Origin of the sequence: Pantoea dispersa (assembly GCF_035783935.1) — a bacterium.
In the GTDB taxonomy this organism is placed as follows: domain Bacteria; phylum Pseudomonadota; class Gammaproteobacteria; order Enterobacterales; family Enterobacteriaceae; genus Pantoea; species Pantoea dispersa_C.
Genome location: NZ_JALKOV010000003.1, coordinates 94,976 through 112,779 on the forward strand (window position 1 = coordinate 94,976; position 17,804 = coordinate 112,779).

Annotated in this window: 18 protein-coding genes; 10 read left to right on the forward strand and 8 right to left on the reverse strand. The window is 58.2% G+C overall.

Annotation, left to right across the window (positions count from 1 at the left end):
- The first annotated feature begins 138 nt into the window (after nt 1-138).
- Entirely contained in the window at nt 139-1,545 is a 1,407-nt protein-coding gene (locus MXF20_RS07605) for an MFS transporter (protein WP_325968588.1), read from the forward strand.
- Nucleotides 1,542-2,495, forward strand: a complete 954-nt coding sequence (locus MXF20_RS07610) for a family 43 glycosylhydrolase (RefSeq protein WP_325968589.1) — start codon at nt 1,542-1,544, stop codon at nt 2,493-2,495. The genes MXF20_RS07605 and MXF20_RS07610 overlap by 4 nt, the downstream gene beginning before the upstream one ends.
- On the opposite strand, the gene ampE is transcribed toward MXF20_RS07610, so the two are convergent.
- Both ampE and ampD read right to left on the reverse strand, forming a co-directional pair.
- Nucleotides 2,477-3,331 (reverse strand): beta-lactamase regulator AmpE, encoded by an 855-nt coding sequence (gene ampE / locus MXF20_RS07615; RefSeq protein ID WP_325968590.1) that lies wholly within the window; start codon nt 3,329-3,331, stop codon nt 2,477-2,479. The two genes, MXF20_RS07610 and ampE, sit on opposite strands and share 19 nt — an antisense overlap.
- 16 nt (nt 3,332-3,347) lie before the next feature.
- Nucleotides 3,348-3,899: a 1,6-anhydro-N-acetylmuramyl-L-alanine amidase AmpD gene (gene ampD, locus MXF20_RS07620; protein WP_325968591.1), complete on the reverse strand. Its 552-nt coding sequence runs from the start codon at nt 3,897-3,899 to the stop codon at nt 3,348-3,350.
- 182 nt (nt 3,900-4,081) lie between these two features.
- On the opposite strand from ampD, the gene nadC reads away from it, so the two are divergent.
- The 4 genes from nadC (at nt 4,082) to hofC (ending at nt 8,177) form a co-directional block, all read left to right on the forward strand.
- On the forward strand, nt 4,082-4,978 hold the full coding sequence (nadC, locus tag MXF20_RS07625; protein ID WP_325968593.1) for a carboxylating nicotinate-nucleotide diphosphorylase: 897 nt from the start codon (nt 4,082-4,084) through the stop codon (nt 4,976-4,978).
- 176 nt (nt 4,979-5,154) lie between these two features.
- On the forward strand, nt 5,155-5,604 hold the full coding sequence (gene ppdD, locus MXF20_RS07630) for a prepilin peptidase-dependent pilin (protein ID WP_325968595.1): 450 nt from the start codon (nt 5,155-5,157) through the stop codon (nt 5,602-5,604).
- A complete protein-coding gene (gene gspE / locus MXF20_RS07635; protein WP_325968596.1) occupies nt 5,597-6,985 on the forward strand; it encodes a type II secretion system protein GspE in 1,389 nt (462 codons plus the stop codon). The genes ppdD and gspE overlap by 8 nt, the downstream gene beginning before the upstream one ends.
- A complete protein-coding gene (hofC, locus tag MXF20_RS07640; RefSeq protein WP_325968598.1) occupies nt 6,978-8,177 on the forward strand; it encodes a protein transport protein HofC in 1,200 nt (399 codons plus the stop codon). Before gspE ends, hofC begins: the two co-directional genes overlap by 8 nt.
- A 30-nt stretch (nt 8,178-8,207) precedes the next feature.
- Here the strand turns inward: hofC and MXF20_RS07645 are convergent, their stop codons facing one another.
- On the reverse strand, nt 8,208-9,248 hold the full coding sequence (locus tag MXF20_RS07645) for a GMP reductase (protein WP_325968600.1): 1,041 nt from the start codon (nt 9,246-9,248) through the stop codon (nt 8,208-8,210).
- A gap of 208 nt (nt 9,249-9,456) precedes the next feature.
- On the opposite strand from MXF20_RS07645, the gene coaE reads away from it, so the two are divergent.
- From coaE to yacG, 3 genes are read left to right on the forward strand one after another with little or no spacing between them, the layout of a single operon-like run.
- Entirely contained in the window at nt 9,457-10,065 is a 609-nt protein-coding gene (gene coaE / locus MXF20_RS07650; RefSeq protein WP_325968602.1) for a dephospho-CoA kinase, read from the forward strand.
- A gap of 4 nt (nt 10,066-10,069) precedes the next feature.
- Nucleotides 10,070-10,813: a cell division protein ZapD gene (zapD, locus tag MXF20_RS07655; RefSeq protein WP_325968603.1), complete on the forward strand. Its 744-nt coding sequence runs from the start codon at nt 10,070-10,072 to the stop codon at nt 10,811-10,813.
- An 8-nt stretch (nt 10,814-10,821) separates the two neighbouring features.
- Nucleotides 10,822-11,019: a DNA gyrase inhibitor YacG gene (gene yacG / locus MXF20_RS07660; RefSeq protein ID WP_325968604.1), complete on the forward strand. Its 198-nt coding sequence runs from the start codon at nt 10,822-10,824 to the stop codon at nt 11,017-11,019.
- A gap of 28 nt (nt 11,020-11,047) precedes the next feature.
- Here the strand turns inward: yacG and mutT are convergent, their stop codons facing one another.
- Nucleotides 11,048-11,443, reverse strand: coding sequence for an 8-oxo-dGTP diphosphatase MutT (gene mutT / locus MXF20_RS07665; protein ID WP_325968607.1), 396 nt, complete (start codon nt 11,441-11,443; stop codon nt 11,048-11,050).
- Between the two features lie 234 nt (nt 11,444-11,677).
- On the opposite strand from mutT, the gene MXF20_RS07670 reads away from it, so the two are divergent.
- Nucleotides 11,678-12,016, forward strand: a complete 339-nt coding sequence (locus MXF20_RS07670; protein WP_227746431.1) for a winged helix-turn-helix domain-containing protein — start codon at nt 11,678-11,680, stop codon at nt 12,014-12,016.
- A gap of 40 nt (nt 12,017-12,056) precedes the next feature.
- On the opposite strand, the gene secA is transcribed toward MXF20_RS07670, so the two are convergent.
- The 4 genes from secA to ftsZ all read right to left on the reverse strand — a co-directional run bounded on the left by secA (nt 12,057) and on the right by ftsZ (nt 17,783).
- Nucleotides 12,057-14,762, reverse strand: a complete 2,706-nt coding sequence (gene secA / locus MXF20_RS07675) for a preprotein translocase subunit SecA (protein ID WP_325968609.1) — start codon at nt 14,760-14,762, stop codon at nt 12,057-12,059.
- Nucleotides 14,763-14,833: 71 nt separating this feature from the next.
- Nucleotides 14,834-15,340 carry a secA translation cis-regulator SecM gene (secM, locus tag MXF20_RS07680; protein WP_325968611.1) on the reverse strand — a complete coding sequence of 169 codons (507 nt, stop codon included), beginning with the start codon at nt 15,338-15,340 and terminating at the stop codon, nt 14,834-14,836.
- Between the two features lie 269 nt (nt 15,341-15,609).
- A complete protein-coding gene (gene lpxC, locus MXF20_RS07685) occupies nt 15,610-16,527 on the reverse strand; it encodes a UDP-3-O-acyl-N-acetylglucosamine deacetylase (RefSeq protein ID WP_127833677.1) in 918 nt (305 codons plus the stop codon).
- A gap of 101 nt (nt 16,528-16,628) precedes the next feature.
- Entirely contained in the window at nt 16,629-17,783 is a 1,155-nt protein-coding gene (ftsZ, locus tag MXF20_RS07690; RefSeq protein WP_021507556.1) for a cell division protein FtsZ, read from the reverse strand.
- Nucleotides 17,784-17,804 lie beyond the last annotated feature (21 nt).

The window sequence follows — 17,804 nt, forward strand, 5'->3', positions numbered from 1 at the left end:
CTGCCGGGCCGTCCTGCCGATCTGCCTCACACTTTTCCCCGCCCGCGCATTTTGTCCATCATCCTGACCGATTGTTTACCACCAGGTTACTGATTTAACGCTGATAATTTTTGCTCCACTTGTCGCAGGAGACGACTTATGAAAGGAGCAGCCCTCTCGTTCAGAGAAAAACTGGGATACGGCATGGGTGACGCCGGATGCAACATGATTGGCGGTGCCATCATGCTGTTCCTCAACTACTTCTATACCGATGTGTTTGGCCTCGCCCCGGCGCTGGTCGGCACGCTGTTACTGTCGGTACGGGTGCTGGATGCGGTGACCGATCCGATAATGGGCGCGATTGCCGACCGCACGCAGAGCCGCTGGGGACGCTTCCGGCCATGGCTGTTGTGGATATCGGTGCCCTATGTACTGTTTAGCGTCATGATGTTCACCACGCCGGACTGGAGTTATGAAAACAAGGTGATCTGGGCATTTGTCACCTATTTCCTGATGTCCCTGACCTACACCGCCATCAATATTCCCTACTGCTCGCTGGGCGGCGTCATCACCAACGATCCCGGTGAACGCGTCTCCTGCCAGTCATACCGCTTTGTCATGGTGGGAATCGCCACGCTGATTCTGTCGCTGTCGCTGCTGCCGATGGCCGAGTGGTTTGGCGGCGACAACAAAGCGCGCGGCTATCAGCTGGCGATGAGCGTACTGGCGCTGATCGGCCTGGCGATGTTTCTGTTCTGCTTTGCCACGGTGCGCGAGCGTATTCGCCCGGCGGTACCGAGCCACGATGATCTGAAAAAAGATCTGCGTGATGTATGGAAGAACGATCAGTGGGTGCGCATTCTGCTGCTGACGTTCTGTAACGTCTGCCCCGGTTTTATTCGCATGGCCGCCACCATGTATTACGTCACCTGGGTGATGGGTCAGTCGACGCACTTTGCGACGCTATTTATCAGCCTGGGCGTCATTGGCATGATGCTGGGCAGTACGCTGGCGAAAATCCTCACCGATCGCTGGTGCAAGCTGAAGGTGTTTTTCTGGACCAACATTGCGCTGGCACTGTTCTCCAGCGGCTTTTACTGGATCGATCCGCACGCCACCGTCACTGTCGTCATCGCCTATTTCCTGCTGAACATCCTGCATCAAATCCCTTCACCGCTGCACTGGTCGCTGATGGCCGATGTCGATGATTACGGTGAATGGAAAACCGGTAAACGCATCACCGGTATCAGTTTCTCCGGCAACCTGTTTTTCCTCAAGGTCGGACTGGCAGTGGCCGGTGCCATGGTCGGATTCTTATTATCGATGTATGGCTATGACGCAGGGGCGAAGCAGCAGTCTGCCAGCGCGATGAACGGCATCGTGCTGCTGTTTACGCTTATTCCCGGCGTCGGCTATCTGATCACCGCCGGCGTGGTGCGCCTGCTGAAAGTAGACCGCGCGCTGATGCGCACTATTCAGCAGGACCTTGCCCTGCGCCGCGCCAATTTCCGCGAGCTGTCCACACCCGTTCACCACGCGACCCCACAACCAGGAGAGATCAAATGAGCTGGCCTAACCCGTTTATTACGCAACGTGCCGATCCATTTATTTTGCGCCACGGCGATGGCTACTACTTTATCGCTTCGGTACCAGAATATGATCGGCTGGAGCTGCGCTACGCCAGCACGCTTCACGGCCTGATTACCGCACCGGCCACCACCGTGTGGCGTAAACCGGACAGCGGTCCCTGCAGCGCGCTAATCTGGGCGCCGGAGCTGCACTATATCAATGGTCAGTGGGTGATTTACTTCGCCGCAGCGCCTTCCCGTGAAATTAAAGAAGGGCTGTTTCAGCACCGTATGTACGCGCTGGTATGTGATGATGCCGATCCGCTCAGCGGTCACTGGCAGCCGTGCCGTCGCGTGCAAACGCACCTCGATACCTTTGCCCTCGACGCCACGCACTTCGTGCATCAGGGCAAAAACTGGTATCTGTGGGCGCAGAAAGATCCGGCGATCCCCGGTAACTCCAACCTGTATCTGGCGGAATTACTGAATCCGTGGACGCTGAAAACCCAGCCGCTGATGCTCAGCCGGCCGGAATATGAGTGGGAGTGCGCCGGCTTTAGCGTCAACGAAGGACCGGCGGTGATTCGCCATGGTGATCGGCTGTTTGTCACCTACTCGGCCAGCGCCACGGACGAAAATTATTGCCTCGGCATACTGAGTATTGATGCACAGGCCGATCCGCTCGACATCAGCGCATGGCACAAATCGGCGCGGCCGGTATTTGCCACCAGCTGGGATAATCATCAGTACGGTCCGGGGCATAATAGTTTTACCGTGGATGAAGCAGGACGGGATGTGCTGGTGTATCACGCGCGCAATTACACCGAAATCGAGGGCGATCCGCTGTGGGATCCAAACCGCCATACGCGGCTCAAATATTTTGACTGGCGCGAAGACGGCACACCGGATTTCGGCGTGCCGCCAGCCGATCACACTAACGTGCCGTAAATGGTCAGCAGCGCCACCACCACGACCAGCACCAGCGAAACGCGTTTGGCCAGCGCCACGGCAACCCGTGGCGTTTCCACTTTATCCAGATGCGGATCGCGCGCCAGCGAGAACTGCGCCAGGCTGGTCAGCACCTGATACTGGGGACGATGCACATCGCTGAGCGCGGCAAACCAGGCCGGCAGCGCCCGCTCGCCATGGCCAAGCAGCGCATAAGCCACGCCGGCCAGCCGCACCGGAATCCAGTCCAGCACGTGCAGAATGCGATCGATGCCGGACTGCGCGCGCTCAAGCGGTGAACGGTGCTTCGCCAGCCAGCTCTGCCAGGCGCGCAGAAACGCATATCCCACCAGCAACACCGGCCCGTAAGGGCCGCCGACCACAAACCAGAACAGCGGCGCCAGGTAAAAGCGGAAGTTAATCCAGATCAGCGCGTTTTGCAGCGCCTGCAGAAATTCACGTTCGCTACAGTCAACCGGCACGCCGTGAATCAGCGTCAGCTCTGCCGCCATCGCCTGATGCGCCGCCTCATCATCGTGGCTCGCGGCTTTGAGATACTGGTGGTAATGCAGCCGTACCGAGCCGGCCCCAATACACAGCAAACCGACCACGATCCAGAACAGCAACTGCGCCACGCCAAACAGAATGCCTTTCAGGCTCCATACCACCAGCCAGACCAGCAGCATCGCAACCACGGTCATCAGCAGCGTACGCAGCAGTGAAAAGCGCTGGCGGCTGCGGAACAGCGGCTCAAGGCGATGATCCAGCTGCCAGTGTTCACCCAGTTTAAAAAGGCGTTCCCAACCCAAAACTAACAACAAACTAAACAACGTCATACCTGCTCCTGCGGTGTCAGGGGTGCTCCTGCCCGATAGCCTGTTTATAGCGTATCCAGTCAAATGCCGGACCGGGATCGGTTTTGCGTTCCGGTGCGATATCGCTGTGACCGGTGATACGCTGCGGCGTCAGCGGATAATGCTGCATCAGCAGGCGGGTAACCTGCTGCAGCATGGCGTACTGGGCATCGGTATACGGCAGCGTGTCGGTGCCTTCCAGCTCAATGCCCATAGAAAAATCGTTGCAGTTTTCCCGCCCTGCAAATTGCGAAATGCCAGCATGCCAGGCCCGCTGGTCAAAGGAAACATACTGCACCAGCTCACCATCACGGCGAATCAGACAGTGCGCCGCCACACGCAGCTGCGCGATATCCGCGAAATAAGGATGCGCATCGGCGGGCAGCGTGCCGGTGAACAGCCGATCGATCCACGGACCGCCAAATTCGCCCGGCGGCAGGCTGATGTTATGAATGATCAGCAGCGATGGCGGTTCATTATCCGGCCGCGCATTGAAGTGCGGCGACGGCACCTTGCGTGCGCTACTGATCCAGCCGTGTTCCAGTTTCATGCCTGTTATCCTGAACAAAATCTGGCTGAGAATACCATGATTCCGCCACGCTGCTTGTGACTTAATGCGTTACGGCCACATTAGGTTCAGGATACTAAACTTTTCATCCACTGCGTCTGGCAATAGCCACGCGTTCGGGCTAAGGTGAGCGCACCTCATTCGCGTGGTGGAGCCGCAAAATCATGGTATCGCGTCGTTATAATCCCGAACATCGTCGTCAGGAACTGCTTAAACGTATTCAGCTGGATATCCCGGAAACCGTGGCGCGCGCGCTTCAGGAGGATTTAGGCGGTGAGGTTGACGCTGACCGCGACATCACCGCTCAGCTATTGCCGCAGTCGGCGCAGGCTGAAGCGCGCATTATCACCCGCGAGGCCGGTGTTTTCTGTGGTAAACGCTGGGTGGAAGAAGTGTTTATCCAGCTGGGCAATCACGTTTCCATTATCTGGCACGTCGAAGATGGCCAACCGCTGGTGGCCGATCAGCTGCTGTTTGAGTTGCAGGGCCCGGCGCGGCTGCTGCTGACCGCAGAACGCACCGCGTTGAATTTTGTGCAAACGCTCTCCGGCGTGGCAACAGCCGTAAACCGCTACGTCGCGCTGCTATCTGGCAGTAATACCCAACTGCTGGATACGCGTAAAACCCTGCCCGGCCTGCGCACCGCGCTCAAGTATGCGGTGCTGTGCGGCGGCGGACAGAATCATCGCCTGGGCCTGTCTGACGCTTTCCTGATCAAAGAAAACCACATCATTGCCAGCGGTTCGGTCAGTAAAGCGGTAGAGAGAGCGCTGTGGCTGCACCCGGATGTACCGGTCGAGGTGGAAGTGGAAAACCTCAGCGAACTGCAGCTGGCGCTGGCGGCCGGCGCCGACATCATTATGCTGGACAACTTCACGCTGGCGATGATGCAGCAGGCGGTCACGCTGACGGCGAAGCGTGCACTGCTGGAGGTGTCCGGCAACGTGACGGAGACGACGCTGCCGCAGATCGCCGCCACCGGCGTGGATTACGTTTCGGTGGGCGCACTGACCAAGCACGTGCAGGCGCTCGATTTGTCGATGCGTTTTCGCGAGGTCTGACGCCCGCTGGTGCCGCCGCATCGGGCGGCAAATTGCGAGCGGGCTTCCATTAACATGCGGCTTCACCTGTAACGCGCCAGATTGTCTGCGCGCGCCTTTCCAGCATTGAAACGCGCCCCCTTTCGCTTCTCTCCGCCCTTTCATACCGTTGCGGCTCCACAACAAGGAGCCTCATTATGGATAAACAACGCGGTTTCACCCTGATTGAACTGATGATCGTCATCGGTATCGTCGCCATCCTCAGCGCCATTGGCCTGCCCGCTTATCAAAATTACCTGCAACGCGCCGCGCTAACCGACATGCTGCAAACCATGGTGCCTTACAAAACGGCCGTGGAGCTGTGCGCCATCGAGCGCGGCGGACCGGCACAGTGTCAGGCCGGCGAACGTGGTATTCCCGCGGCCAAAGGCTCACGCTATGTGGCAAAACTGAACGTGATTAACGGCGCCATAACGCTGGCCGGGCAGGAAAGTCTGACAGGTCTGACGGTAGAGATGCTACCGGTATGGAATGCGGCGGAAGGCGCACTCAGCTGGCAACGCAGCTGCACCAGCGACAACGCCAGCCTGCGCGACAGCTGTCTGGAACAGTTCCGCTTTGCCGACAAGGAACAGAACAATGGATAAGCCAGCGAGTGCCCTGCAGACGCTGTGCGCCCGCTATCAGGCCGTGATACTGCACCATGATGCCACGCAATTGCGCGTGGCCGTAGCAGACGCACCGGACCCGCTTTTGCTGGAAGCGCTGCAGTTTGCCAGCCAGTGCGCGGTCGAGGTCGAGTGCTGGCCTGCCGCACGGCTGGAGCAGCTGCTGCACCAGCCGGACAGCAGTGCGGCACCGCGCGAGCAGGCCAGCGCCGAGTCCGCCATCCACGCGGTGGATCAGATTCTGCGTCAGGCCATCCAGCGACGCGCCTCCGATGTGCACTTTGAACCGCAGCGTCACGGGCTGCGCGTACGGCTGCGCATTGACGGCGTGCTGCATGCGCTGCCACAGCTGCCCGATGTCCCACCCGCCGCCGTGCTGGCGCGGTTGAAAATTCTTGGCAGTCTGGATATCGCCGAGCGTCGGCTGCCGCAGGATGGTCAGTTTAGTCTGGAGATGGATGACAAACCGGCGGCATTTCGCCTGTCAACCTTGCCGGTAAGCCAGGGGGAAAAAGCAGTGGTGCGCCTGCTGCAAAGCGAAAACAGCGCCATTGCGCTGGATAAGCTGGGGATGCCGGCGGCTCAACTGCGGTTGCTGAAAAACGCGCTGGCTAAACCGCAGGGCCTGATTCTGGTCACCGGCCCGACCGGCAGCGGCAAAACCTTTACGCTGTACAGCAGCCTGAGCGCCCTCAACGTGCCGGAGAAAAACGTCTGTAGCGTAGAGGATCCGCTGGAGATTCCGCTACAGGGCATTAACCAGACTCAGGTGCAGCCACGCAGCGGTCTCGATTTTAACCGCGTACTGCGTGCGCTGCTGCGGCAGGATCCGGACGTCATTATGATTGGCGAGATTCGTGATGCTGAAACCGCCAGCATCGCCGTCAAAGCGGCACAAACCGGGCATCTGGTGCTCTCAACCCTGCACACTAATTCAACGGCGGAAACCCTGACCCGCTTACGGCAAATGGACATTCCCGGCTACCTGCTCGGTCCGGCGTTACAGCTGGTGGTCGCGCAGCGGCTGGTACGCCGCCTGTGCGTGCACTGCCGCCAGCCAGGCCAGGCCATCGCTCATCTGCCGGGTGACATGTGGCCCGGCACGTTGCAAACCTGGCGCGCGCCCGGCTGCGATCACTGTTTCTCCGGCTACTACGGCCGCCTGGCGCTGTTTGAAATCCTGCCGATGAGCAGCAAGCTGCAGAACGCCATCTCGGCCGATATGCCGCTGGAGCATCTGCTGACGCTGGCCGCGGAGCAGGGGATGAAAACGCTGCTGACCGCCGGACTGGAAGCGGTTAGCCGCGGCGACACCTCTTTCGAGGAGATGCAGCGCGTGGTAGGTCTCGGCAATGGCTAATCGCTACCAGTTCCGCTGGCAGGCGCTGGACAGCATGGGTCAGCTGCAGGAGGGCGAGTCGCTGCAGATCAGCCAGGACGCGCTGCTCAATCAGCTCGCCGATCGCGGCATGCTGGTCGTGAGCTGGCAGCGCGGGAAGTGCTGGCGCGCACGAGACTGGAAGTGGCAGCAGAAGATTGACCTGATGCGCCAGCTGGCGACGCTGCTGAAAGCCGGACTGCCGCTGGCGGAGAGTCTCACGCTGCTGGCCAGCGGCCATCCCCACGCGGGCTGGCGCGTGCTGCTGAGCATTCTGCATCAGCGGGTTATGGCCGGAGAACCGTTTTCACAGGCGCTGCGCGACTGGCCGGATATTTTCCCGCCGCTGTTTCCGGCGCTGATGCAGGTGGGTGAGCTGACCGGGCAACTGGACGAGTGCTGCCGCCAGCTGGCACTGCAGCAGAGCAAGCAGCAGTTTTTACGGCAAAAAGTGGTGAAAGCGTTGCGCTATCCGCTGTTTATCCTGCTGGTAGCGCTGGCGGTCAGTGCTGGCATGCTGCTGTTCGTGCTGCCGGAATTTGTTGCGGTGTATGCCAGCTTTGACGCACCGCTGCCGGCCTTTACCGCTGGCGTGATGGCGCTGTCGGCGCTGTTGCAGCAGGCGGCGCTGCCGCTGCTGTTATTCAGTGTGGCAGCTGGCTGGCTGGCGCGCCTCAGCTACCGACGCTCCGTTGCGTGGCAAAAGCGCAGCCAGCAGTGGCTGCTGCGGCTTCCGCTGCTGGCTCCGCTGTGGCGTGGCGGCCAGCTGAGCCAGATATACGCGATCCTGCAACTGACCCAGCAGGCCGGACTGACGCTGCTGCAAAGCCTGCAGGCGGTAGAGGTAACGCTGGCTTCACGGTTGTGGCGCGATGCCATTGTCGCGTTACAACAGCACATTGCCGCTGGCGCGCCACTGCATCAGGCACTGCAGGGACATCCGCTGTTTACACCGCTGTGCGCTCAGCTAATCCGCGTCGGTGAAGAGGCCGGTGCGCTGGATGTGATGCTGGCGCGGCTGGCGGAGTGGCATGAAGCGCAGACGCTGACGCGCGCCGACAGTCTGGCCGCCTCGCTGGAGCCGTTGATGATGGTAGTGATTGGCGGCATTGTTGGCACGCTGGTGATTGCCATGTATCTGCCGGTGTTTGGGCTGGGTGACGCCATACGTTAAACGGGCGCGTGCGGCGCCCGTTGCGGTACATTAGCGGTTGAACACGCGGTTTTCCTGTTCTGCCACGCGAATAAAGGTGGTGCGTTTGGTCAGCTCTTTCAGGCGCTCTGCGCCGACGTAAGTACAGGCTGAACGCAGCCCGCCGAGGATATCTTTCACCGTTTCCGCGACCGGACCACGCAGCGGCAGACGAACGGTTTTCCCTTCTGCGGCACGGTAGCCCGCCACTCCGCCCACATGGCGCTTCATGGCCGATTCAGAGCTCATGCCGTAGAACAGCATAAACTGCTCGTCCTGCTCTTCAACGATAGTGCCTTCGCACTCATCGTGTGCCGCCAGCATGCCGCCGAGCATCACGAAATCGGCCCCGCCGCCGAACGCCTTGGCGATATCGCCCGGCACAGCACAGCCGCCGTCACTGACAATCTGCCCACCGAGTCCATGCGCCGCATCGGCACACTCAATCACCGCCGAGAGCTGCGGATAGCCAACGCCGGTTTTGACGCGCGTGGTGCACACCGAGCCCGGACCGATCCCGACTTTCACGATGTCGGCACCGGACAGAATCAGCTCTTCGACCATCTCCCCGGTGACCACATTGCCGGCGCAAATGGTTTTACCCGGGAAGCTTTCCCGCGCGCGCTGCAGGAAGGCAACAAAATGCTCGGAGTAGCCGTTTGCCACATCAATACAGATAAAGTTGAGCTGGGGCGACAGCGCGAGGATCGCGCTTAGCTTGCTGAAGTCCGCTTCGGACGTGCCGGTGGACACCATCACGTGGCTGAGCACCGAGGCCGGTACGCGCTGGATAAAGGTCTGCCACGCTTCAACGCTGTAGTGCTTATGCACGGCGGTGAGCACGTTGAATCCCGCCAGCGCTTCGGCCATGGTAAAGGTACCGACGGTATCCATGTTGGCGGCAATCACCGGAACACCGGACCAGGCGAGGCCGGAATGTTTGAACGTGAAGGTGCGTTCCAGCTCAACCTCAGAACGGCTTTTCAGCGTGGAGCGTTTTGGGCGAATCAGCACATCTTTAAAGCCCAGTTTTACATCTTCTTCAATACGCATAACAGAGTGTCCTGGTTAGTGACGACGAACCGCAGTTCGGGTAGCGCTCACGGCTCCAGTGTCGTTATCATACGCGCCATTCGTTCCGCGACAAGACTGCGAATTTCACTTTATTTAAGCTACAATCCGTTAAATTTAGCTGAGAAAACCGATTGTGATCGGGCTCTCATCACGCTGCGGCGGGTGAGAGGAATGTTGAGAGAACGCGATGCCTTTTACCGTTGCACTGACCGGTGGCATTGGCAGTGGTAAAAGCACCATTGCTAACGCTTTTGCCGCGCTGAACGTCGACATCATTGACGCCGATGTGATTGCCCGCGAGGTGGTTGAACCGGGCACGCCTGCGCTCAACGCCATTGTAAAACGTCATGGGGAAGCAATCCTGACGGCGGAAGGCACGCTATATCGCGCACGTTTGCGGGAAATTATTTTCCAGCAGCCGCAAGAGAAGAACTGGCTCAATCAGCTGCTGCATCCGCTGATTAACGCCCGTACCCAGCAGCTGAAGGCGCAGGCGGCCTCGCCTTACGTCATGTGGGTGGTACCGCTGCTGGTGGAAAACGGTCTGCAGCATCAGGCCGATCGGGTGTTAGTGGTGGATGTCGATGAGGCCACGCAGCTGCAGCGCACCCGCCAGCGCGATGGCATCTCTCTCAGCCAGGCACAACGTATCCTTGCCGCGCAGGCCAGCCGCCAGCAGCGCTTAGCCTGCGCGGATGACATCATAGATAACAGCGGCACGCCGGAACAGGCTTTGCCGCGCGTTGCTGAACTTCACCAGCGCTATTTACGCCTGGCAGCAACCGGACGGGATTAATATCATGAGCACAGTGGTTCTGTTTGAACACCCCCTGAATGAGAAGATGCGCACCTGGCTGCGCGTAGAATTTCTGATTAACCAGCTGCACGAAACGCTGCCGGTCAACAGCTCAGTTGCCGCATTAGGCGTATTTCGCATCATTGGCGATCTGCTGGATATCTTTGAGCGCGGCGACATGCGCACCGAACTGTTGAAAGAGCTGGAGCGCCAGCAGCAAAAACTGCGCGCCTGGCTGGATGTACCGGGCGTCGATGAGCAAACCGTCAGCCAGTTGCGCGATCAGCTCAAACAGCAGTCCAGCGAACTGATGGCCGCGCCGCGCATGGGCCAGCAGCTGCGCGAAGATCGGCTGATTGCTGCGGTGCGACAGCGTCTGAGCATTCCCGGCGGCTGCTGCAGCTTTGACCTGCCGGGTCTACACATCTGGCTGCATCAGCCACAGGCGCTGCGCGATACTCAGGTAAATGGCTGGCTGGCCTCGCTCGATCCACTGCGCAACAGCCTGACGATGATTCTCAACCTGATTCGCCAGTCGGGCGTGTTTCGTCATCAGACCAGCCTCAACGGCTTTTACCAGGATAACGCCGAAGGTTCCGATCTGCTGCGCCTGCAGCTGACGCTGGAGGATGCGCTTTATCCGCAGGTCTCCGGTCATAAAAGCCGCTATGCCATCCGCTTTTTGCCGCTCGATAGTGAACGCGGCGAAGTGCCGGCGCGACTGAATTTTGAATTAGCCTGTTGTTAGAGGATGTTATGCAGGAAGAAATGATTACCGTAACCTGTCCCAACTGCGGCAAAGCTGTGATGTGGGATGAACTGAGTCCGTGGCGCCCGTTTTGCACCAAACGCTGTCAGCTGATTGATTTGGGTGAGTGGGCCGCTGAAGAGAAACGTATTCCCAGCAGCGGTGACATGACGGACAGCGACGACTGGAGCGAAGAACAGCCGTAATCGCTACAGGGGCGCCCGGCCCCTGCCATTAAATCTCGCCTGCCACTAAGCGGGCAATCAGCGCGTGGTTAGCCGGCGGAAACTCCTCAGCCACCAAATCACGCTGTTCAACCCAGCGCTGCGGCTGTCCTTCCCGTCCCCACGGCTCGCCCTGCCACTCTTCCACCAGGAAGAAATGCAGCGTCACGCGCAGGTCATCGTAACTGTGGTCGGCCTGACCAAGCGCTTTCGCCGTCATCACGTCAATACCGGTCTCTTCCATCAGCTCACGTTTTAACGCCTGTTCTGCGCTTTCGTGCTGTTCAATTTTTCCGCCCGGAAACTCCCATTTGTTGGCCATGTGGGAGCTTGCCGCACGCTGGGCAAGAAAGATCTGACGACTGGCATTGCGAATGATGCCCACCGCAACCTGCAGGTGTTTCATAAGCTGGATTCCGCTTGTAGTTAGTGAGCGCTGATTTTAAAGCAGACGCAGGACGATGTTAACTGCTGTGCGGCTTCCGCAGCATCCTGCTGCACAGATTCCGGTTATTAAGACAGGTCGTAATGATCGTAACGCGCCATGTTGGGAATACTCGCAGCCACTTTACTCTAGCCAGGCCGACTACCCATGGAACGCAAACTAACAACGTTTCTGGCGCAAGACGCACAGAAACAAATGAATACTTTACGCCATTTGGTTTTTCACGACATTTTAACGCTCGACAGCGCGCAGAACACCCTGACCTGGTGGCCAGAGCAGAAAACCATCCCGCTTAACGAAGCGCAAAAGCGCTTCTTCTCCTGCCTGCTACTGCGCATCACCTCTAAGCGGCAGATCATTGCCACGGTGTGGAATGAGAGCTATCCGGGGATCAGCGATAACAACTATCACCAGTTGCTGTTTCAAAGCCGTGCCCTGTTAAAACGCTATGGTCTGCCCGACGGACTCCTGGTTACGCTGCCGTATCATGGCGTACGGCTCAATGAAGAGAAGCTGATGGCGATCACCCGCTAATCAGCCAAAGAAAAAGGAGCCCGCGGGCTCCTTTTTGCTATCAGGCCAGACGACCGTGACACTGTTTGTATTTTTTACCTGAGCCGCATGGGCACGGATCGTTACGCCCCACTTTACGCTCACCGCCCTGAGCCGCCAGCGCAGCGGCCGCTGCGGTGTCGTCATCAACGTGGCTAAGCTGCTGCTGCTGGGCGAGACGCTCTGCTTCTTCGCGACGCTGCTGCTCCATCGCTTCCACTTCTTCCGGCATCCGCACCTGCACTTTGCTCAGGGTGCTGATCACTTCGTATTTCAGCGACTCCAGCATCGCGGCAAACATGGCGAAAGATTCACGCTTGTACTCCTGCTTCGGATCCTTCTGCGCATAGCCACGCAGATGGATGCCCTGACGCAGGTAGTCCATCGCCGCCAGATGCTCTTTCCACAGCGAGTCGAGCGTTTGCAGCATCACGCCTTTTTCGAAGTTGCGCATCATTTCTGCGCCGACCACCTCTTCTTTCGCCGCGTAATTTTCGCTGGCGCGGCTCATGATGCGCTCACGCAGCGTCTCTTCATGCAGATCCGGCTCTTTATCCAGCCACTCGGCAATCGGCAGGTCCAGGTCGAAGTCGTTACGCAGACGCTCTTCCAGCCCCGGGACGTCCCACATCTCTTCCAGCGACTGCGGCGGAATGTAGGTGTCGATGGTGGCTTTGAACACATCTTCACGAATGCTGTTGATAGTGTCGGAGACATCGGACACATCCAGCAGTTCGTTACGCTGGCTGTAAATGGCGCGACGCTGATCGTTGGCGACGTCATCATATTCCAGCAGCTGTTTACGGATATCGAAGTTGCGGCTTTCCACTTTGCGCTGCGCATTGGCAATCGCTTTGGTCACCCACGGATGCTCAATCGCTTCACCCGGCTTCATACCCAGCTTACGCATCATGTTGGAAACACGATCGGAAGCGAAGATACGCATCAGCGCATCTTCCATCGACAAATAGAAGCGCGAGGAACCGGCATCACCCTGACGACCCGCACGGCCGCGCAGCTGGTTATCGATACGGCGTGATTCGTGGCGCTCGGTACCGATGATGTGCAGGCCTCCTGCCGCCAGCACCGCATCATGGCGCAGTTTCCACGCCGCTTTGATGGCCTCAACCTGTTCTTCCGTCGGGTTTTCCAGCGCCGCCACTTCCGCCTGCCAGCTGCCGCCGAGCATGATGTCCGTACCACGGCCGGCCATGTTGGTGGCGATGGTCACTGCGGCTGGCTGGCCGGCCTGCGCCACGATATCCGCTTCGCTGGCGTGGAACTTGGCGTTCAGCACGCTGTGCTTGATGCCGGCGCGCGTCAGCTCCTGGGATACCACTTCAGATTTTTCGATCGAGATGGTGCCCACCAGTACCGGCTGTCCGTTAGCCGTACAGGTACGAATGTCTTCGATAATGGCGTCAATCTTCTCTTTCTCGGTCATGTAGACCAGATCGGCCATATCTTTACGCACCATCGGACGGTTGGTTGGCACCACGATGGTATCGAGCTTGTAGATGGAGCTGAATTCAAATGCTTCGGTATCAGCGGTACCGGTCATACCGGCCAGCTTCTCGTAGATACGGAAGTAGTTCTGGAAGGTGATGGAGGCCAGCGTCTGGTTCTCATTCTGGATCTCCACGCCCTCTTTGGCTTCGACCGCCTGGTGCAGGCCATCAGACCAGCGACGTCCCTGCATGGTACGGCCGGTGTGCTCATCAACGATGATCACCTCGCCGTCCTTCACGATGTAGTCAACGTCGCGGGTGAACAGCGCGTGAGCGCGCAGTGCTGCGGTCACGTGGTGCATCAGCATGATGTTGGTCGGCGAGTAGAGTGACTCGCCCTCATCCATGATGCCCTGGCTGACCAGCAGCTCTTCCACTTTCACCAGACCGCGCTCGGTCATGTGCGCCTGACGGGCTTTTTCATCTACCCAGAAGTCGCCTTCGCCCTGAAAGTTGTCTGAATCTTCTTTCTCCTGGCGTACCAGGTGCGGGATGATTTTGTTGACCTTGATGTAGAGATCGGAACTGTCTTCGGCCGGGCCGGAGATGATCAGCGGCGTACGCGCTTCATCGATCAGGATCGAGTCCACCTCATCCACCAGCGCATAGTGCAGTTTACGCTGTACGCGCTCTTCCGGGCTGAAGGCCATGTTGTCGCGCAGATAATCGAAGCCGTATTCATTGTTGGTGCCGTAGGTGATATCGGCTGCATAGGCAGCGCGCTTAGCCACCGCCGGCATGCCCGGCAGGTTGATGCCCACAGTCAGACCGAGGAACTCAAACAGCGGACGGTTGTTTTCGGCGTCACGCTGCGCCAGGTAGTCGTTGACGGTCACAACGTGCACGCCTTTGCCACTCAGCGCATTCAGGTAGGCCGGCAGCGTTGCGGTCAGGGTTTTACCTTCACCGGTACGCATCTCCGCGATGCAGCGCTCGTTAAGCACCATGCCGCCGATCAGCTGGACGTCAAAGTGGCGCATGCCAAACACACGCTTACTGGCTTCACGTACGGTGGCGAAGGCTTCAGGAATCAGGCTCTCCAGCGTTTCGCCTTTTTTCAGGCGCTCGCGGAACTGGTCGGTTTTCGCTTTCAGTTCGTCGTCAGACAGTTTGACGAACTCCGGCTCCATCTTGTTGATGACATCGACCACTTTACGCATACGGCGCAGTGTACGATCATTGCTGCTACCAAAAACTTTCGTTAACAATTTGATTAACATAATAAATTTATCTCAATTCAGCCGTGACAATACGGGCTGCAAAGGCAAAAAACAGAAAAAGGAAAATAACGTTAGCTGTGAGCAATGAAAGGTCCGGCGCGGATGCCATGAATAGCAGCCTGCCAGTCAGCAGAAGAGTGAACGTTGGGCAGAACAGGATGCGCGCGCGACGGCGCGGCCATCGCGGCTAAAGGTTGCGCGGGCGAAGTGAGCAGCGCCTGCAGCGAGTCAATCAGCGCCAGCTTTTGCGCCGCCAGCGGCAGAGCATGTTCCGCTTCTGCGGTTGCCGGTGGCGTCATGCTGAAGGAGAGATGACGAATAACGGTGCGGATGGCGTGCTGATGCCAGTAATCAACGTTGAAACTGGGTCGGCGCGCACTTTCCTGCAGGCGAATCAGGTGATCGAACCGCACCACCTTGCCGGTAAACAGGCTGCTGACCGGTGAATCGCTGCTGGTCGGCTCTGCGCTTTGCGCACAGGCAGGCAGGCCGAGACTGGCCGCCACCATTCCCAACAGGAGATGAGGCCAGAAATAGCGTCTGCCGAGTTGTCGCCAGCGTGAGAAAATCCCGATCACCTTTCGTCCATCATGCCAGTCATTAAGCGCTAAGTCAGAGTTGCATTAACTACCCTGCTTACATGAGCGCCAGATAATAGCACTTATGTGGGGCTTCGACATCAGGGATTAAAGGGCTTACGGCGGATTTCACGTTTTTTTGCGCAGGGTTTCGCCGGTCACGACAGGGTTTTGCGAGCGGGGTTACAGAGCCAGAGACAGGCAATAAAAAACGGCGGGTTCCACTGACCGGAGAGGGTGTCAGGGAAGCCCGCCGTTTGATGGCTGACTTAGGCCAGCACTAAATTTGGCGCTTTGAAGGCCAGTGGCAGTTCAGCTTCGTCTTCGAAGGTCGCCCATTCCCAGGCTTCCTGCTTAGCCAGTACCGCCTGCAGCAGCTTGTTGTTCAGCGCATGGCCGGATTTGAACGCAGAGAATGCGCCAATCACGTTATGACCACACATGAACAGGTCGCCGATGGCGTCCAGCATTTTGTGACGCACGAACTCATCTTCAAAGCGCAGGCCATCTTCGTTCAGCACGCGGAAATCATCGAGGCCAATCGCACAATCTAAACTACCGCCCAGGCACAGGCCTTTAGACTGCAGATATTCGATTTCACGCATAAAGCCAAAGGTGCGCGCACGGCTAATCTGACGCACGAAGGATTCAGCCGAGAAATTGAGCTGGTAACGCTGCGAGCTTGAGTCAATCGCCGGATGTTTGAAGTCGATGGTGAAGTCGAGTGAAAAACCATTATACGGTTTGATCTCGGCCCACTTGTCGCCATCTTCTACCCGTACCGCTTGCTTCACGCGCACGAATTTCTTCGCACTGTTCAGCTCTTCGACACCGGCATCCATCAGCAAATAAACAAAAGGCGCGGCACTGCCATCCATAATCGGAATTTCTGGCGCATCAACTTCAACAATGATGTTGTCGATGCCCAGGCCCGCCAATGCAGCATTCAGGTGTTCAACCGTCGAAATACGCACGCCTTCATCATTCACCAGGCACGTACTCAGCATGGTGTCGCGCACGTATTTTGCATCAGCCGGGAAATCAACCGGTGGATTCAAGTCAGTGCGACGATAGATGACCCCGGTATTAGCCGACGCAGGGCGTAAGGTCAGCGTGACTTTTTTGCCGGTATGTAAACCGACGCCAGTCGCCTGAACAATACGTTTTAATGTCCTTTGTTTGATCATCGCATTATCTCGCAATATTACCCATCCGACCGCCAGTATAAATTACCGGCGGGCGAATACTTTAGCACAAAGAGCGGAGAATCCCAATTCTCAGGATATTCTTAGTCTGCCTGTTTACGCAGGAAGGCGGGAATATCAAGATAGTCAGGCTCTTTGCTGGAAGACGCAGGCTGATCGTTCACCACTTTCGCGGCCGGTTTCTGCTCCTGCGGCAGCGGCGCCATGCCGTGCTGCTGGTAACGATGATCCATCACCGGCTGAGTGGCTGGCTTGTTAGTCACCAGAGTGATTTCCGGACGCTTATCCATGCCGATACCGGTTGCCACCACGGTGACGCGCAGCTCGTCGTTCATCTCTGGATCCAGCGAGGTACCGATCACCACGGTCGCGTTGTCAGAGGCGAAGGCGCGGATGGTGTTACCCACGGTTTCGAACTCATCCAGGCGCAGGTCGAAGCCCGCCGTGATGTTAACCAGCACGCCGCGCGCGCCCGACAGGTCGATGTCTTCCAGCAGCGGGCTGGAGATCGCCATTTCGGCCGCTTCTTCAGCACGATCTTCACCGCAGGCAACGCCAGAACCCATCATCGCGTAACCCATCTCCGACATCACGGTACGCACGTCAGCGAAGTCGACGTTCATCAGACCCGGACGTGTGATCAGTTCAGCAATACCCTGTACCGCGCCTTTCAGCACGTCGTTAGCCGCACCGAACGCGTCGAGCAGAGAGATACCACGGCCCAGCACTTTCAGCAGCTTATCGTTAGGAATGGTGATCAGTGAATCGACATGCTTGGACAGCTCAGCGATACCCTGTTCCGCAAACGCCATGCGCTTTTTCCCTTCGAAGTTGAAGGGCTTCGTCACCACCGCAACCGTCAGGATACCTAAATCTTTGGCCACTTCAGCCACTACAGGTGCTGCACCGGTACCGGTACCGCCACCCATGCCTGCGGCGATAAACACCATGTCTGCCCCTTCCAGCGCAGAACGCAGTGCTTCGCGATCCTCTTCCGCCGAGGTACGACCGACTTCCGGGTTAGCACCCGCACCGAGACCTTTGGTGATGTTGGTCCCGATCTGAATCGTCTGGCCGACCGCCGTTTTACGCAACGCCTGCGCGTCGGTGTTCACAGCGAAGAATTCCACACCTTCGATACGCTCGCGTACCATGTGCTCTACGGCGTTGCCACCGCCACCGCCGACGCCGATGACTTTAATCACCGCGTCATTGGTTAATTCCATAGGTTCAAACATGATTTCTCTCCGTTATGTGCC